This is a genomic window from Sphingobium sp. FG11, assembly GCF_057809915.1.
Window position 1 is genome coordinate 1 of record NZ_JBMDKW010000025.1, and the last position, 26,659, is coordinate 26,659.

Here is a 26,659-nt window from a genome sequence, read left to right on the forward strand (position 1 = left end):
AGGTGGGTCACTTCTCGATGAAAACCCCGGGTCACTTCTCAACGGCAATCAACACCGTTATTCCATGGACGGCGCGGGCATAGTGTCGTGCCAGCAGCGTTTTCCCAGTCCCGGAAACGCCCGGAAGAATAACGAAATGCTTATCAGGCAGATGATTGAGGCCGGCATGAAACCTATCGATCAGCGAGTCCGGGTATACCCCCCCAAGCGCGGCGATATTGGCGCGGATCTCGGCAATCGGAATCGTTCGGGGCATACGACGCATGGCATCGCTGACCGCCGAGGCGTCATCCCAAACGCGAACTTCGTGAACCTTCTCCCGGCCTACAAAGCGGGCAAGGTAGCCGATGAACTCGCGCGCGAGCATGCTGCGCTGTGCCGAAGCAGCCGGTGGCCACAGTGCTACGTTGATGCGATCGACAGGGATTGGCGTGCCGAGCGACGAGCGATCTTCGGGAAGCGTGTCCCAGAAACCCTGATTGCGAAGATAGAAATGGCCGTCGTCCGCCAGAACAACGACCGTGTTGTTGTTTCGGGCAGCGTAAGATTGACCAGGCTCGTCACCCGCGTCATCGGACTTGTCCGGCTGAGAAGCGGATCCGGCGCCCTTCTCCCTCATTTCAGCAAGCCGGGCCGCCATCACGGCACCGCCGGAACGGACATAAGCGGTGAAATAGACTTCATCCGCCGGTGGAAAGATCATGGTGCAGGCGAACGCGAAACCATCGACGTCAGGTGCGACGTTGTCGAGGTTTACGACTCCGAGTTGCAGCCCGCCGGGGATGACTTTGGCGCTGTTCGAGACGCCGAACAACTTGTGAAACTTGGTTTTCGGCGTGACGAGCGCATCTGCTCGCGAGGCCGCTTCAAACTGCCGTCGCCGCTCCGATAAGCTCATCAACCTCTTCCCTCACTGCCCCCTGCAGGGTCTCCTGAATTTTCAGCGCCACAGCATGTGCCAGTAGCGGCGGAACGGCGTTGCCGATCTGCTTGAACGCCGGATTCATCGTTCCCGCGAACTTGAAGCCGTCCGGAAACGACTGGAGCCGCGCCGCTTCTCGCACAGAAATGGTACGTGCCTGCGCGCTGTCATAATGGATATGGCTGTAGCTGTCCTTCCCGAGGTGAGCCATCAGCGTGCGCGCGGGCAAATTTGGCTCCATTTTACGCCATTTGTTGGGAAACTTGCTGACGTCGTAGGGCGGAACAATTGAAGCCCGTAGCGCCTCCCAGGCCTTGCTTCCGGATCGGATCACGCTTCCGGTCTGCGACCGAAGCTCTGCCAGTGCTTCATTGAACATATTTACCGCATGAGCATGCGCTTCAGGATATTGATCGCCCGCATTCATGCGCGCGAACAGCTTCCAATCGCGCGGAAGATAGCGAATCACGTGATCATGGATCCCGACATGCGATTCAAAGCCCGGCCACTCGCGCATCAGTTTGGCATAGCCCTGAGGTCGCGCTTTCAAATAACGCGTCAACTCGTCAAGCCGGCGGGCACCGCGCTTCAATTTTCCCTCAAGATGGTCGGTCATCGCCGGCAGATCGCTGAGGGCGGCGATAGCAGTCACCGCAGGCGGCAGCGCTGGATCGGCGTCCGGAGGCGAATGATAGCTGTGTGCCCGATCGGCCAGATGCGCCTTCCCTAGGAGCTTGAGCGCAACTTGTCGGCTTCCAGTATATCCGGGTGGCAGTTTCACGAAATGCGTGGGTTCTGGAAATGCGACCTCGGCGCCTAACTCTTCACGATAGGCGATCAGGATCATGCGCTCGCGCATCTGTGGCACGCCATAAAAGGATGCGTTCAGCAGGGTGTAGCCAGCGACATAGCCCTTGTCTCGGAGCACCTCGCAGGTTTCTTCCGCAATGTTCTGGCCGCCGTGATTTAACGCATCCGGCACGTTTTCCATCAGCAGCGCGAGCGGTCGAAACGCATCAACGTAGTGCAGGTACTCAAGATAAAGTTGAGCCCGAGGATCGTGCATGAACGCTTCGGGATGGGCGTCGATCTCGCGCAGCTTCGACCGGCCGACGCGCGCGAATGCCTGACATGGCGGTCCACCAACGATGATATCGATAGCCGCATTTATTGAGCCGAGGTTCAATTCGCGCGCAAGCTGCTCGGGACTTGTCTTAGTGATGTCCCGTGCGATCGCATGGTGAGGGTCACCAGGATGGAAGTTCTCGCCATGGGAGCGCGCAGCATCGCGGTCAAACTCTACGGCTGCTGCGATTTCGAAGCCTGCGGCCTGAAAGCCAAGAGACAGGCCACCGCAGCCTGAAAACAGGTCGAGAACACGTGGCCTGCCACCTGCACGAAGCCTGTCGATCTTCGTTTGAATTGCCCGGCGGTCGAAAACGCTCATTGCTTGCCTCCGGCGGAGAAAAATTCACCCTGGAGAGCAAAGCCTTCCCGATCGAGGTGTTCACGCACAAGGCGAGCAATCAGCGTCGACTTCTTGTGACCCCGCGTTTCGCAAAAGCGCTCGAAGCGCTCTGCCTCGGGTCGATTTAGAAGGACCTGTATCCGAATGGGGTCTGCCACCACGATTGTTCCCAAAGCAAACGCCAACGGTGATCAAATCTCACCGCATAAGTGTGTATTTCTGTGCGAAACTGCGTCATGTCAATAGGCGGTAACGGCGATCATGCCGATCTGACCACCTGCATCAGGCTGCGATCGCGCGGTCCTCTTCGAAACCGAGGACGCGAGGCGTTGCAACGGCATTGCCTTCGAAATTGCGGTTGATCTCCACGGCGATCAGGCTGTCCCCGGCAAAGGCCGGGCTGAGTTCGAGCGCAAGGTAGTCGAACAGCGCGCGCTCATGGACCGCGATCACAACTTGCCGGCCCATGCCCTTGGCAAGCGTCCGCAGGAGGGCCGCGAACTGGGCGATATGAACATCGTCCATGGACTGAACTGGGTCGTCCAGCACGAGCCAGGGCATGCGAACCGGGACGGACAAATGGAGGGCCAAAAAAAGCGTCAGCGCAGCAGTGTTGAGATTGCCCTGACTGAGCATGGCGCCAGGTGAGCCCGACGTCTTGCCGCTGCGATGCCACGTCTCCAGTACGGCTTCGACCTTGCCGCCTTGATCGGGCGGAAGCCGGAATGTCGGCACGAACTGCTCTGAAGGTGCCAGGCGGATGAAGAGATCGCGCCAGACCTTGTTGAGCGATTTCGAGAAGACATTCTTGACGATCTGCGAGCGTACGCCGTCAGCCGCTTCGGATAGCTTCTTCGCTTGTTTCCGGGTGGTCTCAATTTTCTTCAGCGCGACGTCGGTTTCCTTCAACCGTTTGGCACTGGCTTCGCTCTGCTGACGCAGCTGCGCCAATTGGTCGAGGTCGCGGACGCGCAGGTCGATCTCGGACAGGGCTTCGATCCGAAGGCTGGCCTTCTTCTCGGCCGTAGCGATCGTTTCATCGAGGCGAGATATGGCGCTGACGAGCGCTGCATCTATGCTGTCGAAGCTCGCGGCCGCTACGCCTAGCGCCGTTTGGACGGCCGCTTCGATCTCGGGAAGCATCGATACGGACTGCTCGTCGCGGCGCCGCGACAGCACCAGCGTGTTGCGTGCGGTGAGCGATACCGATAGCAGGCGGGCACCTTCCGCCGCGGCCGGTTCGCATTCGCGCAGGACTCGCACGAGGTCAGACATACGGGTCTTCCGGACGCTGTGATCAGCAAGATCTTCGGCCGAAAGCTGTCCATTTGCCGCACTGAGCAATTCTCTCTGGGCATCAGCCAGCAGCTTGCTCTCACCGGCACGCTCGGTCGCGAGAGCCTGCAAGCGGCCGGCTTCGCTCGTAAGGGACGCAATTTTCGCCGCGACGTGCGCAGACAGCGGGCCGGCATTCTCTTCGCCGAAATTGCGATCGCAGACGGGACAGCTTTCGCCATCGATATGGGGAACGACACCAGCAAGTGCGTTGGCGAGCGACTTCGCATCCTCGGCCGCACCGGCCAGATCGTTGTTCAGTTCCTCGATCCGGCTGGTCGCACGTTGGACCGTTGCCTGGAGCGTTGTGACCTGTTCCGTCGCCGCGGCATGCGTCGTAAGCAGCGTGTTCGACCGCTTCTCTTCGCCTTCCGCGCGGCGAAGCGCCTCGGCGCGGCTCTTTTCCGGATCATCGTCGAGCGCCGGGATATCGGAGAATTCGGCTTGCGCTTGGGCAATGGTTCGATCGAGGAGCGCGCCGTCGCCGCTCCGCCAAAGAGCAAATGCCTGCGTCGCAATCTGGTCGCTACGCTGTTTGCCGGCTTGGTCGCGGCTCGCATCCATCGAGGGTAGCGCGCGCCAACGATCGCCAAGCCCGCGAAGCTCGGATCGCGCGCTGGTCAATTCAGCCAGGCGGCTATCTTGGCTGTATGCTTCGCTGACCGATGCTCGGAGAGACGCAAGGTCTGTCGCGTCGGTCACGACATTGGGCGCGTTCTCGCCAACGATTTCGAGAAGCGTCGCGTTGAGGCTGGCGAGGCGCGTTTCGACAGAGGCCGCAGTCTCGCGTATCAGGCGTTCGCTCTTGTCGACGTCCTGTTTGAGCGAGGTTTCCAGCGCTTCGAGCCGTCGATAGTCCGGTGCGATCTTTCGCACCCGCGTGACGTTGAACGCGGGGTCGAGACCGTCAACGAGCGCATCCAGGGGATCGAGGCCGAGCAGTTCCTTGACGAACAGCGTTAGCGGCGAGGTGCTACTGGTCTTCTGATCATCGTAGATTTCAAGCAGGCGGCCGAGCGTGGCCTGGGGAAGGTAGCAGCGTTCCGCGAAGAATTTCCCGCGGTTAAGGTCGAGCAAGGCTGTCGGATTGTAGTGGGTGTCGCTGAAATCCAGCGCTCCGTCCGTTCGCCCGTTCTCAATCAGCGGAGCGGTTGTGGTAAGAGCGATCGAGCCACCGCCGGTGTCGAGCGTGGTAAGATAGCGGCGATAGCCTTCGCCATCGGTTGCCAAGTGGGCGATCTTACCCGTGAGACCAAGTTCGAGAGCCGAGAGCACGCTGGTCTTGCCCATGCCATTCGTGCCGTGAATGAGCACGACCTGCGCGTCGAGCGGGATGACGACCTTACCGCGAAGACTTCTGAAATTCTCTATGACGAGGCTCTTGAGACGCGGTCCGTTCACTCTGCATCTCCCTCATCGTCGAGGATCGCGTTCGCCGTCTCGGTGATCTCGTCAGCGAGCACTTCCTCCACGGCATCCTTGCCGCGCGGTGCGGCCTCAACGAGCGCCTCCATCAAAGGACCCTTGGCGGCAGCCGGGGCAACCTTCCGCAGGTCCGCCTCCCAATCGAGCATCGTATCGACTGCCGGCGGCTGTGTGAGCGGTAGGAGCACGGCCAGCCAATCGCGAACGGCGTCATCGGCATCAGGACCGGCGGGTGAGCCGACGGGAAGGACCCGGCAAACCTTGCTGATCGTCTGGACCGTATTTGAGCGGGGCTGTCCGACCGTGAGCACCGCCGTTACGGGGCGTTTGGAATGCAGCACGTCGAGCGCTCGTGTCAACGCGAGGAGCTTGCGGATGACTGCTTCGTCAGCGGTATCGCCTTTGACCTCAATGACGATCACGAGATCATTCGCACGGTCGCCAGCGACCAACGCGTGCGTGAAGTCGAACGTCTGCGTGCCCACCTTAAAGGGACGCGGGAGCGGGCGATATCCGCCCTCGGTGGTCAAAATCTCGACGACGCGATCGCTCGTGCTCATAGTCCGACCTCGCCGCGAAAGTTTTCGCGCAGCTCGTCGAGATCAGCCGCGTTGCCGAGCATAGGGCCGAACGCAACATATCGCGGCCCGGACGATCCGCTTCGCCAGGAGCCGCTCGGGCTACGCTGTTGACGCGGCGTTACGTCGCCCGAGCATATCACAACGGCGTCGTTATCGGTCTCGTCGAACGCGCCGCAGTCTAGCAGGTTGTTGATTGTCACGTCATTGGCCGCAAGGAACACCCGCGCGCTTGTAGCCGAGGTGGACAGTCGTAGCGCACCCGAGCGCGGATCGGTCGGATCATCCACCGAACTCGCCCAGGCGCTGCCCTCGTCGAGACCGATCAATCCCAGCGCAACGGCAGCTTCCCGCTGTCCTGAACTTTGCAGCGCCAGCTTGCCCTTCATCTGATTTGCGGGCTGATCGGCAATCGAGAAGTATGGCTGGATGCCGACTGCGCTTGCGCCGTTCTGCAGCTGATGGCGCGCGCGTGCCATGCCCGACGCGATAGTTCGGGCAAAACCAATATAGTCCGCATTCCCGGCCTCGGCAGCGCGATCTCGCAACGCCTTCAGCCCGGTCACGATCGCTGCCTGGGCGGCATCATCGAGGTTGGGCGCAGGTGCGTCGCTCGCAAGCACGGCCAGTTTGGCGGTCAAGACATTGAGCAGCAGCGCTAGAAGGAGTGGCTTGGCATAAGCCTGTAGCCGTGCCGCCTCGCAGATGTCGTCGCGATGCGCTTCATATTCTTGCTGACCGTAGACGACGATCAGCAGATCGCGTTGGTCGTCGCCGATCTTGTCCGCGGAAATGACGATGGGTGTGGGAGCGTTGGTCCACTTCCAGCCGGCTTGCTGGTTCATCTTGGCGAAGAGATGTTTGATGTTCTCATCCTGCGCCGACATGCCGATCATCAACGTGCGTTTGGCCTGGACGAGAGCGCCGAGCTGATCGCGGGCGATTGTGAAGCGATTGTCGGCGTTCCAGCCCGTGATCTGGGCCGAGCGCGCTACCAGGAGCGGGCGGTATTCATTTTCTTCGGCAATCGCCCGCAAGGCGCAGCCATGAAATTTGAAGAGCCGTGCGGCTGCGGCAGGGTTGCGAAGGTCCTCACCGGTTACTGTGATACGGTAGAAGCTCTCATCATGGCCGAGCTCGCGAATGGCGGCTTCGAGCAGTCCGTCCCAATTGGCCGTTGCCAGATCGGTCACGGTACCTTCGAGTGCCAACATGCCGATCGCCAGATGCTCGGCATCCGCTTCCTGCGCGGCAAAGGTATTCTCGAAATCCAGGCCTACCCACAAAAGATAATCGAGCGGTTCGCCATCGACCTCCACCGACAGAACCGCGGAATATTGGTTCCACAGGCGCCCGAGTAAGGTGTTGATGCAACCCCAGCTGGCGGCAGGCACGGCGTAGTCGATCTGGGCCTTCTCCGCTGCATCGAGCCCGGCTTTGTCGATCACGGCTTCGATAGCTTGCCTGAAGCGGCACGCAGGATCGGCGGTTACTTGAGAGCGCAAAAACTCAAGAAGCTTCGCGAGAACGCCGTCCAGGCCGATAACGCGTCCCCGGGAAATTCCCGAGCCCAGCCACAGGGCATAGGAGCCTTGGACGAACCCATCCGAGACGGCGGCATAGTCACCGTCCAGAAGCCCCAAAGTTTCTTTGATCGAAATCGAAGCAGCGCTCGGCAACGCGGTCCCCCTCCAGCGTATCTGTTACGCTATGCGCGTTGGCGACCATTCGCTACCAGTTCTTATCCTCAACATAAATTGGGCCTACAGAGCGAGCCGCGCTTGTCGCTTTCCCCGCCTTCCGACCTCCTCGACGAAGAACGCATGCGGAGGTGGCGTCACCAGCAGCTGTCCTTCCGGCATGGTGGCATCAAGCCAATCCATGACCTGCCGGCGCAGGATGATCGCACCGTGCCGATCCTGATAGTGCGAGACCTCGGCGTTGGCGGCGACCGTGATGATGCGGAATGCCAGCGGCCAACCCGCCATCGCGGGCTCCCACACGCCGGCAAGGTAGAAGAAATTGCCGTCGTCGAGCGTGACCCGGTAATCCTTCTTGCCGACCTTCATGCGAAATTCCGAGGCCGGGATCAGGCAGCGCTGTGACGGAAAGGTCTGACCCTCCGATCGCACGAAACGATATTCGACGCCCGCGCTGAACCGGGGGTTGGATCCCCAATGCGCGTTGACGACTTCCTTCTTGCCCGAGCCGTCGGGCTTGTATCGAATGATCGGGCGAAGGGTGCCTTCCGCCGCATCCGAGTCGAACGGGGTTGCAGTGGTGCTCATGTTGAGAACATAACTGGAACAGACAAGAGTCGCAAGGATCAGGGGCTGCCGGCAGGTCGATGTGTAACGACTACCGTCTTGAGATCGAGATCGCCTCGATCATGGAGGACTTCGACGATCTCGAAATCAATATCGAGACGCCCGAAGGCGTGCCCGACGACAATCCGCGCGCCGACATCCGCATGACCGAGACCGCGCCGATCGTGCGCGCGGTCGAACAGCCACCCGGCAATTATCGCGCGGTCGGCGAACTCGTGAACCGGCGCTGGAGCTGGCCGGGCAAGAAAGGGCCGGTCTATAATCTGCGCAGCGAGGGATTCGGTGGGAAGCTGCCAGATCTCAGCGTCAATCGCTGCCTCGTGCTGTGCGATGGCTTCTACGAATTCACCGATCCTGCTGTGCCGCGTCCCAAAGACAACCGGCTCGATAAATGGCTGTTCGAGATGAACGACCATCGCTGGTTCTGCATGGCGGGCATCTGGCAGCATGATCCCAAGGTCGGCGAGGCCTTCTCGCTGCTGACCATGGATGCCGGCGACGACATCAAGCCCTATCACCACCGCCAGATCATTCCGCTGACCCGCGACCAATGGGCGGACTGGCTGAATCCGGACGTTCCGTCTGCCGAAGTGCTCAAATATCTGCCGGCCGGCATGCTCGGAGTGACCCAGGTCTGGCCGCCGTCGACAGACCAGCCCGAACAGCCCACGCTCGCGCTTTGATGTTCCCGTCATCGCAAGCCGCTTGACGAACCGGCATGACTCATTGGAACATAAGAGGAACAAGTGAGTCGATGCTGACCGATGCCCGCACCTTCATCCGCCATGCCTCGGCCCCCGGCCGAGATGCTCGCCGCGCTTCGCGCCGAGATGGCGGCTGCGCGCGCGACACGCGGTAGCGCGCTCGGCTTCGGCCTGCCGGAAATCGATGCACGGCTTGCCGATCATGGCCTCGACAGCGGCGGACTGCATGAGATCGCTGCCGCCTCGGCCAGCCTCAATGATGATGCGGCCGCCCGGCTGTTCATGGCGGGGATCGCGGCACGCTTCGCCGACCAGCCCGGCTTCACCGTGCTGTGGGCGGTCACGGTGTTCGACCTCTATGCACCCGGTCTCGAACAGGTCGGGCTAGGCCCTGACAAGGTTCTCTACGCCCAAGGCCGCAAGGATATGGAAGTGCTTGCCATGGCCGAGGATGGGCTGCGCGATGGGTCGCTCGCCTGCGTGATCGCCGAGGTGAAGGTCGCCGACATGACCGCCACCCGCCGCCTCCAGCTCGCAGCTTCGGACGGGAGGACGCCGATGCTGCTCTATCGCAGCCGCCGTTCGCGCGACCGCTGCCCATTGTCCATGCCATCGTCGGCCATGACGCGCTGGCGGATCGGCTGTGCCGCCTCGGCGCGGCTGCCCTGGCCGGGCGTCGGCCGACCGCACTGGCAGGTCGAACTCGCCCGCCAGCGCGGCGGCGAACCTTTTTCCCTCGAACTGGAGGCGTGCGATGCTACGGGTCGCCTCGCTCTTCCTGCCGCAGCTCCCGATCGAGCGGTTGCGCAGGAACGAGCGGTCAGCCACGCCGCCTGACGGGCGAACGGCGGCCGGGCCGCGCTTCGAAGAGCCGATCGACGACGATCCGGGCGCCTGCTCGGTCCCACGCGGCGGTGGCTGGCGTCCCGGCGCACGCTGGGCGCGGGATGGCGCGCTTGGCCGCCGCCCGGCGCAGTCCGATATCGATGCCATGCCGGCGCACCAGCGCCCGACCATGCGCGAAATGGGTCGGCGCAGCGAACATGCCGAGCATCCGTTTCGGGCGATGCGCTCCGATGACGGCAACCCGCCAGCGATGACCGCTGCCCCGACCTGGGCGACGCTATGGGGCACGCCGACCGTGCTGGTCACCCACACGGGTCAGAAGGATGTGATCACCGCTGCCTGCCCGCAGGCGCTCGAACTCGGCCTGCGCCCCGGCATGGCAGCAGCCCATGCCCGCGCACTGGTCGCCGATCTCGACGTCCGCGATGCGGAGCACGAGGCCGATCGCGCGCTGCTCGATCGGCTTGCGCTTCACGCCGCAAGGCAGTGGACTCCGTCGGCCGCCGTCTCCGGTCCCGATGGTCTGTGGTTCGACCTCACCGGCACGACGCACCTGTTCGGTGGTGAGGATCGCTTCTGCCGCCGGCTGCTCGCCTTCCTGAAGCGGCTTGGCTTCACCGCACGAATCGCGGTCGCCGGCACCCCCGGCGCGGCGCACGCGCTTGCCCGGTATGGCGGCAATCCGATCGTACTGCTCGGCAGCGGCAAGGAAGCCCAGGCGATCGCCGATCTGCCGCTGTCCGCGCTGCGGCTCGAACCGGAGGCGCTCGTTGCGGCGGCAAGGTTCGGTCTGGAGCGGATCGCCGATCTCTATCCGATGCCGCGCGGTCCGCTCGCGCGGCGGCTCGGCCTGCGGACGGTCGAGCGGCTCGATCAGGTACGGGGATTGGTGGCCGAACCGATCATTCCGGTCGTGCCGACCGATGCACCGATGGTGACGCGCCGCCTGCTTGAACCGATCGGCACGCCCGAGAGCATCGCGCAGGTGATCGGCGATCTGGTCGAGGATCTCGTGATCGAGCTGCGCACGCGTGGCCTCGGCGCGCGCACGGTCCTGCTCACCGCCGACCGCGTCGATGGCGAGGCGCAGCGGCTCGGGGTCGGCGCCTCGCGTGCGACCCGCGACGACCGGCATCTCAAGCGCATGTTCGCGCTCAAGATGGCCGAACTCGATCCCGGCCTCGGCATCGAGGCGATGCATCTGGTGGTGCCGCATCATGAGCCGCTCGGCGCACAGGCAGCCGGCGCGCTGCTCGAAGCCTCGGGCAAGGCGCGCGACCTTGCGCCGCTCGTCGACCAGCTCGGCACGCGGGCCGGTGCCTCGGCGCTGTTCCGCATCACCGCCCAGGAAAGCGATGTCCCCGAACGCGCGATGCAGCGCGTGGCCCCGCTCACGGCAACAAGGGGCTGGCCGGGATGGAAGCGTCCGGTGTGCCTCCTCAAGCGCCCGGAGCCGCTGTCGAATGTGATCGCGCTCCTGCCCGACCATCCGCCGCGCCGGTTCACCTGGCGGCGACAGAGCTATCGCGTGGTGGCCGGTGACGGACCCGAGCGTGTCCATGGCGAGTGGTGGCGCAACGCGCGCGAGATGTGGGCGGTACGCGACTATTTCCGGGTCGAGGCGGAGGGCGGCGCACGCTTCTGGCTGTTCCGCCGTGGCGACGGTGTCGAGGAGGCGACGGGCGATCTCAGCTGGTACATGCACGGGATGTTCGGCTGATGGCGATCCCGAGCACGACCTACGTAGAACTACAGGTCGCGAGCCATTTCTCGTTCCTGCGCGGCGCGTCGTCGCCGGAGGAACTGTTCGCCGCGGCGGCGCTGCTCGGTCACAGCGCCATGGGCCTCGCCGACTGGAATACGGTCGCGGGCGTGGTGCGCGGGTGGGATGGCCAGAAAACCACCGGCGTCCGCATGATCGCTGGTGCGCGCGTCGAACTTACGGATGGTCGCGCGCTGCTCCTCTATCCGCGATCCCGCACGGCCTGGTCGCGGCTCACGCGGCTGCTCTCGATCGGCAAGGGCCGCGGCGGCAAGGGCAAGTGCATTCTCGGATGGGTCGATGTCACCGCCCATGCCGACGACATGGTCGGCATCCTGCTGCCCGACATGCCCGACGAAACCACCGCCACCCATTTGCGCGACCTGCGCGATGTATTCGGCGCGCGCGGGTTCTGCGCGCTGTCGCTACGCCGCCGCCCGGACGATGCCGAACGGCTGCACCGGCTCGATGCCATGACGCGCGCGGCCGGTGTTCGCAGCGTCGCCACGGGCGATATCCTCTATCACAGCGCCGAACGCCGCCCGCTGCAGAATGTCGTGAGCGCGATCCGCGAGAAATGCACGATCGACGAACTTGGTTTTCGGCGCGAACGGTTCATGGACCGTGACCTGAAGTCACCGGCGGAGATGGAGCGCCGTTTTGCCGCGTTTCCCGACGCGATCCAGGCCAGCGCCGACATCGCGGCGCAGTGCACCTTCGATCTCGGGGAGATCCAGTATCAATATCCCTATGAGCAGGTGATCGAGGGTCGGACCGCTCAGGAAGCGCTTGTCGCACTGACCGAAGAAGCGGCGACGGCCAAGTTCGCCGACGGCATCCCGCAGCGCTACCGCGATCAGATCGACCATGAGCTGACCCTGATCGGCCAGCTTGGCTACGCCCCCTATTTCCTGACGGTGAACTCGATCGTCGCGGAAAGCCGGCGGCGCGGAATCCTGTGCCAGGGGCGTGGGAGCGCCGCCAACAGTTGCGTCTGCTATCTGCTCGGCGTCACCTCGATCGATCCGATCCAGCATGAGTTGCTATTCGAGCGGTTTGTGTCGGGCGAGCGCCGCGAACCGCCCGATATCGACGTCGATTTCGAGCATGAGCGGCGCGAGGAGATCATCCAGTGGATCTACGAGACCTATGGCCGTGACCGCTCGGCGCTGACCGCAGTCGTCACGCGCTATCGCACGCGCGGCGCAGTCGCCGAGGTCGGCAAGGCGCTCGGACTGCCGCGTGACCTGACCAAGATGCTGACCGGTCTCGTGTGGGGCTGGAGCATGGACGGCATCCCACAGGAACGGGTCGAGAGCCTCAATCTCAACGCGGAGGATCACCGCCTCAAGCTGACCCTGGAGCTGGCGCGCCAGCTGATCGGCACGCCGCGCCACCTGTCGCAGCACCCCGGCGGGTTCGTGCTGACCCAGGACCGGCTCGACGATCTCGTGCCGATCGAGCCGGCCCGGATGGAGGACCGCCAGATCATCGAGTGGGACAAGGACGATATCGACGCGCTGAAGTTCATGAAGGTCGATGTGCTTGGCCTGGGCATGCTCGGCTGCATGAACCGCGCCTTCAACCTGCTGGAGCAGGACAAGGGGCTGACGGTCACGATGGCCGACCTGCAGGACGACGATCCCGACGTTTATGCCATGATCCAGAAGGCCGACACTTTGGGCGTCTTCCAGATCGAGAGCCGCGCGCAGATGTCGATGCTGCCACGCATGAAGCCGCGCGAATTCTACGATCTCGTCATCGAGGTCGCGATCGTTCGGCCCGGCCCGATCCAGGGCGACATGGTCCACCCTTATCTCCGCCGCCGCGAGGGCAAGGAGAAGCCCGAATATCCCCGGCCCGAACTGCGCGCCGTGCTGGCGAAGACCCTCGGCGTGCCGCTGTTCCAGGAGCAGGCGATGAAGGTCGCGATCGTCGGAGCCGGGTTCACGGCTGTGGAAGCCGACCAGCTGCGTCGCGCCATGGCGACGTTCAAGCTCACCGGCGGAGTCAGCCACTTCTACGACAAGCTGGTCGGCGGGATGGTCGCGCGCGGCTACCCGCAGGACTTCGCCGAACGCACCTTCAAGCAGATCGAGGGCTTCGGCAGCTACGGCTTCCCCGAGAGCCACGCGGCGTCATTCGCCAAGATCGCCTACGCCTCCTGCTGGATGAAGCATCATCATCCCGACGTGTTCTGCGCCGCCCTCCTCAACGCGCAGCCGATGGGCTTCTATGCACCCGCGCAGATCGTGCAGGATGCAAGGAAGCACGGCGTGGAAATCCGCCCGGTTTCGATCAACCACAGCCATTGGGACTGCACGCTGGAGAGGACCGGAGGCAGCTACATGGCGGTACGCCTCGGCTTCCGGCAGGTGACCGGCCTCGCCAACATCCACGGCGCGGCGATCGTCGCGGCGCGTGGGCCATCGCCCTATGACAGCGTCGAGGAGGTCTGGCGCCGCACCGGCACGCCGCGCGCCGCGATCGAGCGGCTTGCCCAGGCCGACGCCTTCCAGTGTCTCGCCGAGGATCGCCGCCAAGGGCTGTGGAAGGTCAAGGGTTTGGGCGAAGCGCCCTTGCCACTGTTCGCCGCGGCGGATGCGCGAGAAGGTGGTTTTTCGCCCGAAGGCATCGAGCCGGGCGTCACCCTCCGGGCAATGTCGGCCGGGCGAGAGGTGGTCGAGGATTACCGCTCGCTGCAACTCTCCCTGCGCGGGCATCCGCTCCAGTTCCTGCGCCGACAGCTCGACGACATGCGGATCGTGAAGTGCGCCGACCTCGCGAACATCCGCGCCGGCCGGAATATCGAGGTCGCTGGCGTCATCCTCGTGCGGCAACGCCCCGGTTCGGCGAAGGGCGTGCTGTTCGTGACGATCGAGGATGAGACTGGCGTCGCGCAGGGCATTCTCTGGCCCGATCGCTTCGAGATCTACCGCCGGCAGGTCATGTCCGCTTCGATGATCGCAATGCGGGGCAGGCTCCAGAAGGAAGGCGAGGTCATCCATATCATCTGCGACCGCATCACCGATCACGACGCGATGCTGCGCTCGATCGCGCGCACGGATTTCAGGATAGCTCCAAGCCACGGCGACGGCGCGACCAACGGCGGCGGCCCCGATCCTCGTGACCCCGATTTTCCCAAGGGACGAACGCTGTCCTACCGACCGTTCAACTTGGTGCCCGACGAGGAAGAGATGATGCGCATCCGCAGCCATGACTTCCACTAGGTCCGATCCGCGCGCAGCCGGCACGATTACGAGAGCCCTCAATGTCCTGCGCGAGGCGGCAGCCGCGCGCGAGCAGATGCAGACGCGCGGCGTGGCCTTGGCGCTCTGGGATCTGCGCCAATGGTGCCCGGACGACTGGCTGGTCGCCTTCTGGGAGGCGGCGGGTTCGGAGCACCACATCGGACGCAGCCAGGGGCTGCACGCGGCCTACAACGGCATCGTGCGGCAGGTCCGCACGAGCGGCGGCGATGTGAAATGAGCGCGCCCGCTACCTATATCGGATCGTCCATGCGTTTGCCCGTCATCCTTGCCGTATTGGTCGCCAGCGCCTGGGCCTCGCCCGTGCTTGCCGACCCCTGCGAAGGCGCGCTGCCCGCCAAGGGAACCACCTTCTCCGGCGTGGTGCGCTATGTCGGCGATGGCGACGGGCTATGTGTCGGCCCCGCCGGCCAGCCCGACCGCTGGATCGAAATCCGGCTCGCGGACTTCTACGCGCCGGAACTGCGCGAGCCTGGGGGCGTCGACGCCAAGCGGCGCCTTGAACGCATCGCCATGGGCAAGGTGCTGGTCTGCCGTGCCGGCCGTCGCAGCTATGACCGGGTGGTCGCCACTTGCACGATCGGCGGCCGACCGCTCGGAAGCGCGTTGAGGGCGGCGGGCGGAGCCGAAGGCGGCCGGGGACGCCCGCGATGAACGCGATGCTCGACCTGTTCGACGCGCCGGTCGTCGGCGGCCTCTCCATGCGTGGCGACATCATTACCGTGGAGGAAGAAGCCACGCTGATCACGCGCATCGACGATACGGGCCTCAGCCCGTTTCGCTTCCAGCAATGGACCGGCAAGCGACTGACCCGATCCTATGGCTGGAGCTACGACTTCGAGACCGGGGCATTCGCGCCAACCGAGCCAATGCCGGACTGGCTCGACGATGTCCGGCACCGCGCGGCGCGCTTCGCCGGTCTCGATCCCGAGGCACTCGTGCAGGCCCTGCTCATCCGATACGATCCCGGTGCAGGCATCGGGTGGCACAGGGATCGCCCGGTATTCGAGCATGTCGTCGGAATATCGCTCGGGCACGAGGCGACACTGCGACTGCGTCGGCGGAGCGATCGAGGTTTCGAGCGGGCCAAGGCAGATCTCGCGCCTCGCTCGATCTATCATCTGTCGGGCGAAGTGCGGAATGAGTGGGAGCACAGCATCGCGCCCATGGACGAACTACGCTGGTCGATCACGTTTCGGACCCTCACGGGCCAGAGTCGGGAGACATGACCAAGCGAGTCTATCCGACGACGCCCGACGGGCGATATTTCGTGGTCCGCGGGCGACTGTGGCGAACGAGCAATCCCGGTCTAGAGCCGGCCACGCGCGAGCGGCTCGTGCATGACTTGATGGCCGCCCGGCGAGCCGTCGGCGTCGCGAAGAGAAGCGGCGATCGGACAGCGGAGACCGAGGCTCACGAAGCGGTTGATCGCGCCAAGGTCGCGGTCGGTGAACGCGGCCCTGTCTGGTGGGACGACGGCACGCCCGACCTCAATCGCCATCTCGCACGCACTGGTCCCTATGCGAACTGGTATGCGAACCTGCCGGAAGACGAACGCTAGGTCTTCCGTCGCCGCTTGGGCTTGTCGGCCAGCTCGACCCACACCGGCGCATGGTCGCTCGTCTTGTCCCAGCCGCGCGGACGGCGATCCACCTCGGCAGCGACGAGATGCGCAGCGGCCTTTTCATTGAGCAGGATATGGTCGATGCGCAGGCCGGCATCGCGCTCGAACGAGTTCCGCCAATATTTCCAGAACGTGTAGATGTGCTCGCCAGGGTGAAGCTCACGAAGCGCGTCGGTCCAGCCTTGGCCAACCAGACGCGCATAGGCCTCGCGGACTTCCGGCGCGAAAAGCGCATCGTCACGCCAGCGATCGGGCACATATACATCGAGGTCGGTCGGCATGACATTGAAGTCGCCGGCGATCACCACGGGGGCATCGAGTCCGACCAAGCCGGCGAGGTGGTCGTGGAGGCGCTCGAACCACCGCAGCTTGTAATCGAATTTCGGACCGGGCCGGGGGTTGCCGTTCGGCAGGTAGAGGCCTGCGATGAGCCAGCCGTTCACCGCCGCCTCGATGTAGCGGCTCTGCTCATCGTTGGTCGCGCCCGGTAGCCCGCGGCGGGTCTCATGGATTTCGCCGACCCGGCTGAGGATCGCCACGCCGTTCCACCGCGCCTGACCGTGCCAAATCGCATCATAACCGAGATCGCGGAGCGCGGCCTCGGGAAAGTTCGCGTCGGGCGCCTTCAACTCCTGCAGGCAGACCACGTCCGGCTCAGCGAGCTCCAGCCAGCGCAACAGCACCGCGAGCCGCCCGTTGATACCGTTCACATTGTAGGTTGCGATCTTCACGCTCGAAGAAGTGCGTTACTACCGGACTCGTTCCGACAGCGACCGGCCTCAGGATATCGTCGGACCCGATCGTCCACGCCCGAACTGCCAGCTGATGCCGTCCGCACGCATGATGCCGGACGCCCCCTTGCCGATATTGCGGTCGAACACATCACGCCACGGGACCAAGGTAAAGTCCCGCGACCGCTCGACCACCGCGAAGCTCCCGCTTTCGAGATCGACCCGGCGCGCGATGACTCCCTCGATCCGCTCGCCCGTCCGGACAGCCTCGAAGCGCTTGCCGAGATCGGTGCCGAGCCGCTCGCCGGCTTCCCGCAATTCACGCTGGCGAAGGCTATCGAGCGCACCGTCACGATATCTGAAAACCGAACGCTCCCCGTCGGCCAGTTGCTGCTCGATCAGCCACTGCCGCCGCGCCGCCAGAGCCGTCCGAACCTCACGCCCGTAGCCGACATCGCGGATGGCGCCATGTCCGCCTTCGGCAAGCTCTCGGTCGAGCCAGGTCGACGCTCCCTTGACGGCAAGATCGGAGACCGGCGAACGCGAAACGATCGACAGCGTCGCCGGACGATCACGCTGCTGGCGCACGGCATAGGCTTCCGCGCGAGCGAGATGGTCGTCGGGGATCGTCCAGCTCCCGTCCGCAAGCCGGTCCGGCCCGGCGCCCGCGCGTCGCATCGCTTCCAGGCGGCGTGCATGGCTGGCCGCGAATGCCTCGCTGGCGTTCGGATCGTGGCGGAGATGCAGGTCGATCGAATAGCGACCGCCATTCGCACGCGCGACCGCATCCACGGTGCGATCAGCCTGCGTCGCCTCAATTTTCGACGGCGTGATCCGCACGGTCGCCCCCTCCGGTACGGATGGTGTCGCCTCGCCCCGGCCGATGTCGACATAGTGGACCCGGCCATCGACGCCATCGACCATCAGGTAGTGTCGGTCGCGATACTCGTTGGAAAAGCCGCGCTGGATCATGCGACCTACAAGCGGCTCGCGCAGGTCATTCGACACCACCTGCTCGACGCCCGCCCGGTCGAGGCGCCGGGCTGTGAGTTCGCGTTGCATCAGGCGGATGACGTCAGCCCGCTCGCCCATGCGGCGAAGCGTGTCCTCCAGGCCTTCGGCAAGGCGGTAGCGCCCTTTGCCGGCTTCGTCGGCCAGATCCATCGCCTTTAGCTTTCGCAACCGCCCGGCTGCCACGGACTGCTGGAAGGGATCGTTGTCGGTCGCCGCTACCGTGCGGTCGGCATCCATGCGGCGAAGCAGTCGCCGGTCGATCGCGGTCAATCTTTCCTGGTCGACATCATGGCGGAGGCGAGCCTCGATCTCGTGATCCGTGCGCGGTCCCAGGTCGAGGGTCACCAGTTCGGACGCACGCTCGCGCAGGCCGTGGGCAATATACTCGCGCGCGATGACGAGATTGTCGCCGCGATCATCGACCCCGCGTAGGACGATGTGGGTGTGCGGGCGCTCGGTGTTGAAATGGTCGACCGCCACCCAGTCGAGCCTGGTCCCCAGGTCCTGCTCGACCTGCGTCATCAGGCGGCGGACATAAGGCTTGATGTCGGGATATTCCGCGCCGTCCTCGGCCGAGACGATGAAGCGGAACTGGTGCCGGTCGCCGGCGGTGCGCTTTAGGAAATCGTCGCCGTCGGCGCGGTCGGTTTCGGGGCCATAAAGCTCGCCAGGCAGTCCCTCGCGCGTGACCCCGTCGCGCTGGATGTAGCGCATGTGGGCGCGGGCGACCTGGCCGGCTTTGCCTTGCAGGCGGATCAGGCTCGCTTTCACGACGGCGCGACGCGCACGCATTCCAGTGAAGCGATCGCGACTGGATAGCAGCCGCCCAACGCTGGCGCCGCGACCGATCCGGCTGCCGTCGAACCGCCGCGCCTTCACGCCTGTCTTCGTGCCGGCGAGCTGCGCCGCAGCGAGGATGCGCCCGCCATATTTCGTGGCGCGCTTGCCGTCCTTGCTCCGGCTCCTGCCCAGCTTCGGCTTGAAATCGTCGTCAGGCATCGAAATGCCCCGGGGTCTCGCGATTTCGGGCAAGAAGTGGCGGATTTCCGCCACCTTTTGATCGACTGTCTCGCAGCCGAAGGCTGTTATCTCTCGAAAAAAGGATGTGCAGACAGACGCTTAAGCAGGGTCGCGAGACACTGCCTTTATCTTGTTTCCCCTCTCTTCCTTCCTCCCCACCTCCTCGGCTCAAAAAAAGGGGAGAGACGACGCCGAACCGACGCCGCCTCTCCCCGCGAAAATGCTCCCGATCAGTGTGCATGGAGCATCGCATCCCGCGCCCTGATCAGTGACCGAAACTGCCGGCATCCCATCATCCCGTGGGCCTGGCCTTCGCCGTCCACGAGCATGGTGGCGCAAAACCACTTGCCATCGAGCCGCCCGCAGATCGCGATCCGATCGAGCTCGAATTCCTCGTCGTCGGTGATTTCGTATGCGCCGATCCAGCGCTCCTCGACCCTCGCACCCCAGCGAAAATCCGCTTCCTCCGCCTCCAGAAACCGATGCGCCAATGCCTCCCCGGCACCGCGTCCGAACTCCAGTTCAAGGCCAGAAACCAGCGCCGCCATTACGCGATCCGACGCCGTTCCGATGCTCTGAGACATGTCCATTGTGACCTCCAACGCTTCTGTTCTCACCATCGAGAACGGCGTCCGAAGGACGGGTGGCGGAGCGGCTGTCAGGGCCGCGGAGCGAAGCGCAGCGCCGCGAAGCGGCCACGGGGGGAACCGATTTTCGCAGAAAATTGGGGGGCACCCGTGGGCCTTGATAGCCGCTCCGCCACCCGTCATGCTGGGTCTATCGAGACGAGCTTCCTCCCTCTCCGACAAGCACGACATCGCGTTCAGTCCCGCTTCGACAGCGCGACGAACAGTGACGATCCGAATGCCGGATCGGGCCTTTCAGATGGCCCGGGCTGGTCCCTGCGCACCGCGAAGATCGTGACGGGCAGTGCCGGCTTCGGTGACGCCACCACCGGTGTCGCGACCCGCCCGGACGATGCCGGCGCGACGCTGGCGAGATAGCCGACCGTCTCCGACGGCAGCCTGACACGTCCGGCAAGATAGTCGGCATATCGCTTCGGGCCGGCATTATAGGCGGCGAACAGGCCAGGATAGCCGAAGCGATCATACATCAGCCGCAGGTAGAGCGTGCCCGCGAGGATATTATCGCGCGGGTCGTCGGGGTTCGAGCCGAGGCCGAGCCGGGCACGCATGTCCGCCCACGTTCCGGGCATCAACTGCATCAGCCCCATCGCGCCCGCCGATGAGCGGATCGGTCGCCCACCCAAGGTGGTCTGCCCACCGCTTTCGGCACGCATCACGCGCTCGATCCACGCTACTGGCACACCGAACCGGCCCGACGCTTCGTTGATATAGGTCCGCCAGTCGGCGACGGTTTCGGCGTGCGCGGGGCTGGCGAAAACCAGCGCCGCAGCGGCGATCCAGAGCCTCACCTTGCCCATAGCAGCCGCGCCTTGCCGATGACGTCGCGGCCCTCTGTCACCCCGAAATAGCGCCCGTCGAACGACGCGGGCGCGTCCATCAACAGGAACAGCTGCCGCCCGCGCAGCCGGATGCAGCCGCTCCACAACGGCATTGGCCGGCCCGCGCCATCGGCGACCAGGCGCTCAGCGATCCAGCGTCCGTTGACGAAGATTTCCTGCCCGAGCGCACAGACATCGTCACCGGCGGCTGCTGCGACACGCTTCACCAGCGGCACGTTCATTGGCAAGTAGCGGCGGGTCGCAGCGAGGCGGCGATACGGATCGGGCACCCGTGCGATCACCATGTCGCCGAGTTCCACGAGTGCGCCGGGCGAGGCTGAGTATAGCCCAATCGGCGCGCTGGCCGAGGCGTTCCAAACGAACCGGGGCACGGGCGGAAACGCCGCCGAGCCGAGCACGATCACCGCGCCGATCGCGACCGCCGCGATGCGCCTTTCGAGTCTGCGGCGGCGCAGTTTCGCTGCCCGCAAGGCATCGCCCCAGGCGAACAGCGGCGCGTCGCCGCCGGTTCCGCGAGGCCCGTTCACCGGCCTTTTTCCTGCGCGCCGCTGTCGCGGCTCCAGCTGTCCAGGTCGTCGATATGATATTGGACGAAGCGGCAATGGCGGCGGAACGCCGGCCCCTTGCCGTCGCGCCGGAGCCGTTTCAGCGACTTGCTGGAAATCTTGAGATAGGCGGCTGCCTGGTCGGTCGTAAGGAAGGGCGAGCCGCGCTTGGCGCGGCCCGCCCGGTCGATGTCGTTGTCGTCCTGCATGGTCGTCGGGGTCCGAATCTCGCGGCGGCGAGAGTGCCGGCGCGTCCCCGAACCTCCTCCGCCGGACCCGGCGGCGGGAGTGTCGAACCGATTTCCGGTTTCGACACCCCCCGGTGCGGCGTCACCGCGACCAGATCAGCTTCCACTCGGGAAGGTCGCCCTGGACGAGCTGCGCGTAGATCGGCGCGGGCAGCGACGGATCGTCGATCTTGAGGCTGAGATATTCGGTGCCTGTCTCGCGCGCGGACTTGGTCCAGGCCGCCCCGATCTCGACCGCGCCGGCGTAGATGCGATGATCCGGCGCCTTGTCGTTGTCGCGATCGCTCGGTCGGATCGTGGCCTTGGTGTTGAGAGTGAGGGTCCGGATCGTGCCAGAGAAAATGCCGCTTTCGTCGCGGGTGAAGGTGCCGATCTGTGCCATGATGTCATCTCCTTTGGTCTGCGAAGCCGCCCGTTGCGGCCTCGACAGGCGGACATCGGCGGCAGCCAGGACGGCGCTGCACGCCCACTTGGGGTCCCATCGCGCACGCGCGATGGGTGGGGGCCGAAGCACAGCGGAGGACGCGGGGCGCGGGCTATCTTGCTGCGCGAGGAGGGCGCGGAACGCGCCCGGGGAAGATAGTTCGCGGCCCCGCGTTGCGGCGCCGGACGGCTTGCCGCAGGCCGCCGTCAACGAGAGGTCGTCGGGCGGCGTCGATCAGAAACACGGTGTGACAGACAGGGTCGGCGTTACCAAAAGCCGCGGTCGCATTGTCTCTGCGGTGCGTCGGCTCCGCATTCCTTGCCGGGGCCGGCATCCGATCCGGGGGGCAAATGATGACCAGCAAAGACATCGCCGATGCGCTCGCCGCGCGTCATGGGATCAGCAAGGTGGAGGCCCGCGCGCAGGTCGCGGCAGTGCTCGAAGCGATCGCGGATGGCGCCGCCAAAGGCGATGTGGCGCTCGCCGGGTTCGGCAAATTCTCGGTTTCGCGTCGTGCCGCGCGTCCCGGACGCAATCCGCGCAGCGGCGAAACCATGGTGATCGGCCCCACGACGCGGGTCGGATTTCGGGCCGCGAAGGCGCTCAAGGACAGGTTCGCCAAGCGGTGACGGCGAAGGTTTCCGAACTCGCCGACAACCTGATGCGCGATGCGAGCGGCCTGCAAAGCCGCGCCGATGCGCTGCTCGAAACGATCGAGACCATGATGCCCGATCGCCTCGCGACGGGCACGGCGGCGCAGGCCGCCATAGACGATCTTGCGGTCGCGGCCAGGCTGGCCAGGACATCGGCACGCGCGCTCGACGCCGCCAACCTGCGGCTGCAATTGCTTGGCGCGGTGATCGCGGCGCTTTCCGTGGCGCTCGAAAATGACGGCGAAGCCGACGATGCCGCACTGGCGGAAAATGCGCGGCAACTGCGCCTGCTGCTGCTCGACTGCGTCGGCAGCCGACCCAACTAGCCGCGCGCCGAGCCCTTGGGCGCGGCGCGCGGCCCGATTTTTTTCGGACCTCGGGTCGCAACCGGGGAGGCGCGGGCGGTCCTTGACCCGCCGCCCGCGTCCCTTTTTCCGATCAGGCGGCGAGGCGCTGTTCGTCCTCGGCCGCCACTCGCTCCGGCGCCACCCGAACCGCACGCATGGCGGCGGCAACCGTGCCGACACCGCCGCGCGCCGTGTATTGATCGGGTGGGAAGCACATCCAGCGCGGCACCCAGCGCTCGACCTTGGCGCGTCCGTCCGCGCCTGCGATGTGATCGCGGGCGATCTTCCTGATCGTCTTCGCCTTCTCGTTCTCATTGGCCTTGGCGACCACCTCGCCTGCGATCTCGGCGAGAAGTTCCTGCGACATCTCGCGGTCGCGGACCAGATCGAACAGGCAGGCGTCGGCCTGCCACCAGTCGGCCATATCGATCCGCAGGTGATTGCCGACCGCATCGACGGCGGCGCTGCCGACCGCCAGCGTCTCGCCCATCGCTACCGCGACGATGTCGAGCACGACGCCATCGGGAAGCTCCAGCAGGCGGTGGAACAGCTGGCACAGGCCATGGTCGTCACCATTGCTGCCGGTGACGGTCGGCTCATCGGACGACAGGTCCAGCACCGCCAGCACCGCGCGGCGATGCTCGTCGAACCGCGTCTCGGCGAGGCTGGTCTCGACGCTCTCGCGCACGGCGTCGTTACGCGTGGACTGTGCGTCGGGGCGCACGGTCCAGAGCGGTGAACCGACGATGGCATGGGCGACCATCAAGCGCAGCGCGACCCCGCCATGGCCGCACATCGCGGTCCGAACGGCGGCATGGCGATGCAGGTCGACATAGGTCTGCATGGCGCTGGTGATCTCGGGCCGCGCAGGCTTTTCGCCGCTGGCAACCGGCTCGCCGCGCGCGACGCGCCGGGCCTCGGTGCGGGTCAGATAGCCCTCGTGGAAGCTCACCTCGCCATTGGCGCGGACATCGACATAGACGCGCCCGCCCTTGCGCTTCGCGGCCTTCTCATATTCCCAGGTCGAGAAATGCTCCCCGGGCGGCACGATCACGACATCGCTCCAACCGGCGTCGAGATAGGCTTCGCGGCGCTCGTCGATCGCGGCATCCTGCGCGGTCCAGAACGCATCCGCGTCCGCGAAATAGCGATCCTCGCCGAACAGGTCGGCGACCAGCGCGCCCTTGAAACCGTCCAATTCGAACAGGGCATGGGCGGCGCTGATCGACTGCCCGCCGAGCAGCCACGCCTTCAAATTGTGGCCGGTCGGGACATAGGCGTTGAGATCGTCGAGCAGCGCCAGCCAAGCGCGCTGCTGCGCCTTGCTCGCCATGGTGAGATGGCGGACGGTCGCCCGGTCGATTTCCTCGCGGCGGTAGAGGTCGCGGACGCGCGGCATGAGGTTGCCGAGCGCCAGCACGCGCCGGATGGTGAGGTCGGGAAGCCCGAAGGTTTCGGAAATATCCGCCACCTCGCGGCCCTCCCTGACCAGCCGGGTGAAGGTTTCCCACTGCGTCACCTCGTCGGCGTCGAGCCGAGCGAGGTTCTCGATCATCGATGCCTCGATGGCGGCGGCATCATCGCCCGCCGCGAGAACGCGGCACGGCAGCGGCTCGGCCTCGCCGGTTTCGGCGGCGACCAGTTGCGCGGCGTGGAAGCGCCGTGCGCCCGCGACGATCTCGAAGTCGCCCTCGGTCCGGCAGGCGCGGACCAGCAGTGTCTGGATCACGCCGCGCTTGCGGATGGTGGGCAGGATGTCGCTGACATCGGGTGCCTTGCGGCTGTGCCGCATGTTGGTCTTGCTGACCGTCAGCCGGTCCTGCGCGATGAACATAAGGGTCATGGTCTTGCTCCTTCATGGAGCCGCGCCCCGCCGGACGCGGCGAGAATGGGCGGCGCACCGTGCGCCGCCCGATGGTCATCCGTTGCCGGATGCGTCGGGCGGCGGCCCGATTTCCTGTCCCTGGGGCATTCGGCGCAGCAGCGCCTCGCCGTGGATGATCGACCCGGCGCGGCGGCTCCACGCTGCCCAGATCGACAGCGCGAACCGTCCCTCGAACGCGATGTCGCGCTCCATTCGCAGGCCGTAAGGCAGCCGCACCGAAGCGATTTCCGAAAGGCTGAACGGGCCTAGCTCGGGACAACCGAACCCAAGATCGGCGAGACCGAACAGGGTGTCGTCATCGTCGGCAAGCTCGGTGGCGATCCAAGTCGCCGCGCCCAGCGGATTGAACAGCTTCAGCACCGGGACCGGGTCGAAGCGCTCGCCCTTCTGATCGGCGGCGCGGCGGTTGATGTCGTTCGCGCGCAGCGCGAAGCGAAGCTCGGGCGGCAGGAGGATCATGCTTCCTCCTTTCCGCGCGCGGCAAGGGCGCTGCGGGCGATCTGGTATCGAACGGGTGAGTTCGATTGCCGTGACGAGCGCATTTCCCAGCGCAGATCATCGTCCGACCGTGCTGCCCAGTAGGCCGTCGCGCTGTCCCCCAATGTCGCCAGCACATCGGCAAGCGCCTCTGGAGTCAGGATTGTCGTCCACAACAGCGGGTCTTGGTAATCGGGGATGCGGTGGGTCATGCCGCTTCTCCCATCGCCCTGGCAGCGGCCTCACTGTGCCGTGTCAGCAGCCAGTCGGCGGCCTTGCTTGCAGCGCTGGCGGCGCGGAAGATCACGCGATTGTCCTCGCGCAGCACGGCCAGCCAGCTTGCCAGATAGTCGGCGTGGCGGACGGTCGGCACGATGCCGAGCGCGGCGCAAAGGAAGGCCGAGCCAAGCTCGGCGACAAGTTCCTCGCGGGCGTAACCGGGCGAACCGAATGCGTTGGCGAGGTCGCGCCCGACCCGCTTCGCGTGGCCGGTCGCGTGGGTCAGTTCGTGCAGGCAGGTGCGGTAGTAATTGACCTGATCGAAAAAGGCGGGCTGCGGCGGCACCTGCACGAAATCGAGCGACGGGACATAAAAAGCCCTGTCGCCGCCGACCCGGAAATCGACGCCCGAGGCCGCGATCACCTCCTCGGCCACCGGCACGATCTCGCGCTCGGGCAGCGGCACGGGGTCGAGCGCAAGGCCCGGCCGCAAGCCTTCGCACTGCGCGATGTTGAACACTGTGAACCGCTTGAGGAACGGCACCGCCTTGGCCTCGCCGCCGTCGCGGGCAGCGCGCGCCTTCTCGGCCTCGGGCGTGAAGCGGTCGGCATAGACGACGGTCTGGCCGCGCTCGCCCTTGATGACGCAGCCGCCAGCCTCGCGCGCCTGCCGGAAGGTCAGCCAGCTTTGCGAGGGGTAGCCATTGGCGATCACCGCGCCCCACAACAGCAGGACATTGACGCCCGAATAGCTGCGCCCCGTTAGGGCATTGCGCGGTAGTGACGGCCCGGCACAGGCGGCACCGCGCCACGGCTGGACCCAAGGCACGCGCCCCGCCTCAAGCTCGGAAATGATCCGCGCGGTTACCTCGTCATAGAGATTGACCCTCGGTTCGGCACAGTCGCCAACATCCTCACCACGGGCACGACGCTTCGGAATACGGGACACAGATAGCCTCCAGACCCGCCCAAAAGCCCCATGGCCTCCCCCGAGAGGCGGGGGTGGGCGGCGAGACGCGACCAGAGGAGGCCCGGCTCCAGCGGCGGGCGCACCCGCAGGGGCGCAATGGCATGAAGCACCCCGCGCAGCGGGGTTGCGCCCGCCGCGACGGGCCTCAGGCGGAAGCGCCGGCCACTCCCGCCGACGAGGGAAGGCCCAACCAACCGACGCCGCCGCGTCACGGGACGCGGCGACCACAGACGCGCCATGCGATCGTCACCGAAGGCCGAGACCCGCCTGCGGGGCTCGGGGCCGCAGCCCCTTTTTATTGGGGGGCGGCCTAGAGCGCGGTCGCGGACGGCAAAGCCGCGATGCACCGCGCCGAAAGGCGTCAACACGGACGCACCCTT

At 65.3% G+C, this 26,659-nt stretch carries 27 protein-coding genes; 10 read left to right on the forward strand and 17 right to left on the reverse strand.

Annotation, left to right across the window (positions count from 1 at the left end; genetic code table 11):
* Positions 1-31 precede the first annotated feature (31 nt).
* From ACODSN_RS15605 to ACODSN_RS15630, 6 genes are all read right to left on the reverse strand, one after another.
* Positions 32-898 carry a hypothetical protein gene (locus ACODSN_RS15605; protein WP_489056407.1) on the reverse strand — a complete coding sequence of 289 codons (867 nt, stop codon included), beginning with the start codon at positions 896-898 and terminating at the stop codon, positions 32-34.
* The gene (locus ACODSN_RS15610; protein WP_489056408.1) at positions 867-2,369 is read right to left on the reverse strand and encodes a DNA cytosine methyltransferase; all 1,503 of its coding nucleotides are present in this window, start codon (positions 2,367-2,369) and stop codon (positions 867-869) included. Before ACODSN_RS15610 ends, ACODSN_RS15605 begins: the two co-directional genes overlap by 32 nt.
* A gap of 303 nt (positions 2,370-2,672) precedes the next feature.
* Entirely contained in the window at positions 2,673-5,126 is a 2,454-nt protein-coding gene (locus tag ACODSN_RS15615) for an AAA family ATPase (RefSeq protein WP_489056409.1), read from the reverse strand.
* The gene (locus tag ACODSN_RS15620; protein WP_489056410.1) at positions 5,123-5,710 is read right to left on the reverse strand and encodes a hypothetical protein; all 588 of its coding nucleotides are present in this window, start codon (positions 5,708-5,710) and stop codon (positions 5,123-5,125) included. Before ACODSN_RS15620 ends, ACODSN_RS15615 begins: the two co-directional genes overlap by 4 nt.
* Entirely contained in the window at positions 5,707-7,407 is a 1,701-nt protein-coding gene (locus ACODSN_RS15625) for an SIR2 family protein (RefSeq protein WP_489056411.1), read from the reverse strand. The genes ACODSN_RS15620 and ACODSN_RS15625 overlap by 4 nt, the downstream gene beginning before the upstream one ends.
* An 84-nt stretch (positions 7,408-7,491) precedes the next feature.
* Positions 7,492-8,016: an SOS response-associated peptidase family protein gene (locus ACODSN_RS15630; protein ID WP_489056412.1), complete on the reverse strand. Its 525-nt coding sequence runs from the start codon at positions 8,014-8,016 to the stop codon at positions 7,492-7,494.
* 59 nt (positions 8,017-8,075) lie between these two features.
* Between ACODSN_RS15630 and ACODSN_RS15635 the strand changes: the two genes are divergently transcribed.
* From ACODSN_RS15635 to ACODSN_RS15670, 8 genes are all read left to right on the forward strand, one after another.
* Positions 8,076-8,738, forward strand: coding sequence for an SOS response-associated peptidase family protein (locus tag ACODSN_RS15635; RefSeq protein WP_489056413.1), 663 nt, complete (start codon positions 8,076-8,078; stop codon positions 8,736-8,738).
* Positions 8,739-8,840: 102 nt separating this feature from the next.
* Positions 8,841-9,596: an ImuA family protein gene (locus ACODSN_RS15640; protein WP_489056414.1), complete on the forward strand. Its 756-nt coding sequence runs from the start codon at positions 8,841-8,843 to the stop codon at positions 9,594-9,596.
* The gene (locus ACODSN_RS15645; RefSeq protein WP_489056415.1) at positions 9,514-11,325 is read left to right on the forward strand and encodes a DUF6504 family protein; all 1,812 of its coding nucleotides are present in this window, start codon (positions 9,514-9,516) and stop codon (positions 11,323-11,325) included. The genes ACODSN_RS15640 and ACODSN_RS15645 overlap by 83 nt, the downstream gene beginning before the upstream one ends.
* A complete protein-coding gene (locus tag ACODSN_RS15650; RefSeq protein ID WP_489056416.1) occupies positions 11,325-14,597 on the forward strand; it encodes an error-prone DNA polymerase in 3,273 nt (1,090 codons plus the stop codon). The genes ACODSN_RS15645 and ACODSN_RS15650 overlap by 1 nt, the downstream gene beginning before the upstream one ends.
* The gene (locus ACODSN_RS15655; RefSeq protein ID WP_489056417.1) at positions 14,584-14,856 is read left to right on the forward strand and encodes a hypothetical protein; all 273 of its coding nucleotides are present in this window, start codon (positions 14,584-14,586) and stop codon (positions 14,854-14,856) included. Before ACODSN_RS15650 ends, ACODSN_RS15655 begins: the two co-directional genes overlap by 14 nt.
* Positions 14,853-15,290: a thermonuclease family protein gene (locus ACODSN_RS15660; protein WP_489056418.1), complete on the forward strand. Its 438-nt coding sequence runs from the start codon at positions 14,853-14,855 to the stop codon at positions 15,288-15,290. The genes ACODSN_RS15655 and ACODSN_RS15660 overlap by 4 nt, the downstream gene beginning before the upstream one ends.
* Positions 15,287-15,865, forward strand: a complete 579-nt coding sequence (locus ACODSN_RS15665; protein WP_489056419.1) for an alpha-ketoglutarate-dependent dioxygenase AlkB — start codon at positions 15,287-15,289, stop codon at positions 15,863-15,865. The genes ACODSN_RS15660 and ACODSN_RS15665 overlap by 4 nt, the downstream gene beginning before the upstream one ends.
* Positions 15,862-16,197 carry a hypothetical protein gene (locus tag ACODSN_RS15670; RefSeq protein WP_489056420.1) on the forward strand — a complete coding sequence of 112 codons (336 nt, stop codon included), beginning with the start codon at positions 15,862-15,864 and terminating at the stop codon, positions 16,195-16,197. Before ACODSN_RS15665 ends, ACODSN_RS15670 begins: the two co-directional genes overlap by 4 nt.
* Here the strand turns inward: ACODSN_RS15670 and xth are convergent.
* The 7 genes from xth to ACODSN_RS15705 form a co-directional block, all read right to left on the reverse strand.
* On the reverse strand, positions 16,194-16,991 hold the full coding sequence (xth, locus tag ACODSN_RS15675) for an exodeoxyribonuclease III (RefSeq protein ID WP_489056421.1): 798 nt from the start codon (positions 16,989-16,991) through the stop codon (positions 16,194-16,196). The genes ACODSN_RS15670 and xth overlap by 4 nt on opposite strands.
* 48 nt (positions 16,992-17,039) lie before the next feature.
* Positions 17,040-19,004, reverse strand: coding sequence for a relaxase/mobilization nuclease RlxS (gene rlxS, locus ACODSN_RS15680; RefSeq protein ID WP_489056422.1), 1,965 nt, complete (start codon positions 19,002-19,004; stop codon positions 17,040-17,042).
* Positions 19,005-19,255: 251 nt separating this feature from the next.
* Positions 19,256-19,573 carry a hypothetical protein gene (locus ACODSN_RS15685; RefSeq protein WP_489056423.1) on the reverse strand — a complete coding sequence of 106 codons (318 nt, stop codon included), beginning with the start codon at positions 19,571-19,573 and terminating at the stop codon, positions 19,256-19,258.
* Between the two features lie 275 nt (positions 19,574-19,848).
* Positions 19,849-20,469 carry a lytic transglycosylase domain-containing protein gene (locus ACODSN_RS15690; protein WP_489056424.1) on the reverse strand — a complete coding sequence of 207 codons (621 nt, stop codon included), beginning with the start codon at positions 20,467-20,469 and terminating at the stop codon, positions 19,849-19,851.
* Entirely contained in the window at positions 20,457-21,038 is a 582-nt protein-coding gene (locus ACODSN_RS15695; protein WP_489056425.1) for a S26 family signal peptidase, read from the reverse strand. The genes ACODSN_RS15690 and ACODSN_RS15695 overlap by 13 nt, the downstream gene beginning before the upstream one ends.
* Positions 21,035-21,265 carry a helix-turn-helix domain-containing protein gene (locus ACODSN_RS15700; RefSeq protein ID WP_489056426.1) on the reverse strand — a complete coding sequence of 77 codons (231 nt, stop codon included), beginning with the start codon at positions 21,263-21,265 and terminating at the stop codon, positions 21,035-21,037. The genes ACODSN_RS15695 and ACODSN_RS15700 overlap by 4 nt, the downstream gene beginning before the upstream one ends.
* Before the next feature lie 121 nt (positions 21,266-21,386).
* On the reverse strand, positions 21,387-21,686 hold the full coding sequence (locus tag ACODSN_RS15705; protein ID WP_489056427.1) for a DUF736 domain-containing protein: 300 nt from the start codon (positions 21,684-21,686) through the stop codon (positions 21,387-21,389).
* Positions 21,687-22,078: 392 nt separating this feature from the next.
* On the opposite strand from ACODSN_RS15705, the gene ACODSN_RS15710 reads away from it, so the two are divergent.
* Entirely contained in the window at positions 22,079-22,357 is a 279-nt protein-coding gene (locus tag ACODSN_RS15710; RefSeq protein ID WP_489056428.1) for an HU family DNA-binding protein, read from the forward strand.
* Entirely contained in the window at positions 22,354-22,707 is a 354-nt protein-coding gene (locus ACODSN_RS15715; RefSeq protein WP_489056429.1) for a hypothetical protein, read from the forward strand. The genes ACODSN_RS15710 and ACODSN_RS15715 overlap by 4 nt, the downstream gene beginning before the upstream one ends.
* Before the next feature lie 112 nt (positions 22,708-22,819).
* Here the strand turns inward: ACODSN_RS15715 and ACODSN_RS15720 are convergent, their stop codons facing one another.
* The 4 genes from ACODSN_RS15720 to ACODSN_RS15735 all read right to left on the reverse strand — a co-directional run bounded on the left by ACODSN_RS15720 (position 22,820) and on the right by ACODSN_RS15735 (position 26,249).
* Entirely contained in the window at positions 22,820-24,571 is a 1,752-nt protein-coding gene (locus ACODSN_RS15720) for a ParB/RepB/Spo0J family partition protein (RefSeq protein WP_489056430.1), read from the reverse strand.
* Positions 24,572-24,646: 75 nt separating this feature from the next.
* The gene (locus tag ACODSN_RS15725) at positions 24,647-25,072 is read right to left on the reverse strand and encodes a DUF2958 domain-containing protein (RefSeq protein WP_489056431.1); all 426 of its coding nucleotides are present in this window, start codon (positions 25,070-25,072) and stop codon (positions 24,647-24,649) included.
* Positions 25,069-25,302 carry a hypothetical protein gene (locus ACODSN_RS15730; RefSeq protein ID WP_489056432.1) on the reverse strand — a complete coding sequence of 78 codons (234 nt, stop codon included), beginning with the start codon at positions 25,300-25,302 and terminating at the stop codon, positions 25,069-25,071. Before ACODSN_RS15730 ends, ACODSN_RS15725 begins: the two co-directional genes overlap by 4 nt.
* A complete protein-coding gene (locus tag ACODSN_RS15735; RefSeq protein WP_489056442.1) occupies positions 25,299-26,249 on the reverse strand; it encodes an ArdC family protein in 951 nt (316 codons plus the stop codon). Before ACODSN_RS15735 ends, ACODSN_RS15730 begins: the two co-directional genes overlap by 4 nt.
* Between the last annotated feature and the right edge of the window lie 410 nt (positions 26,250-26,659).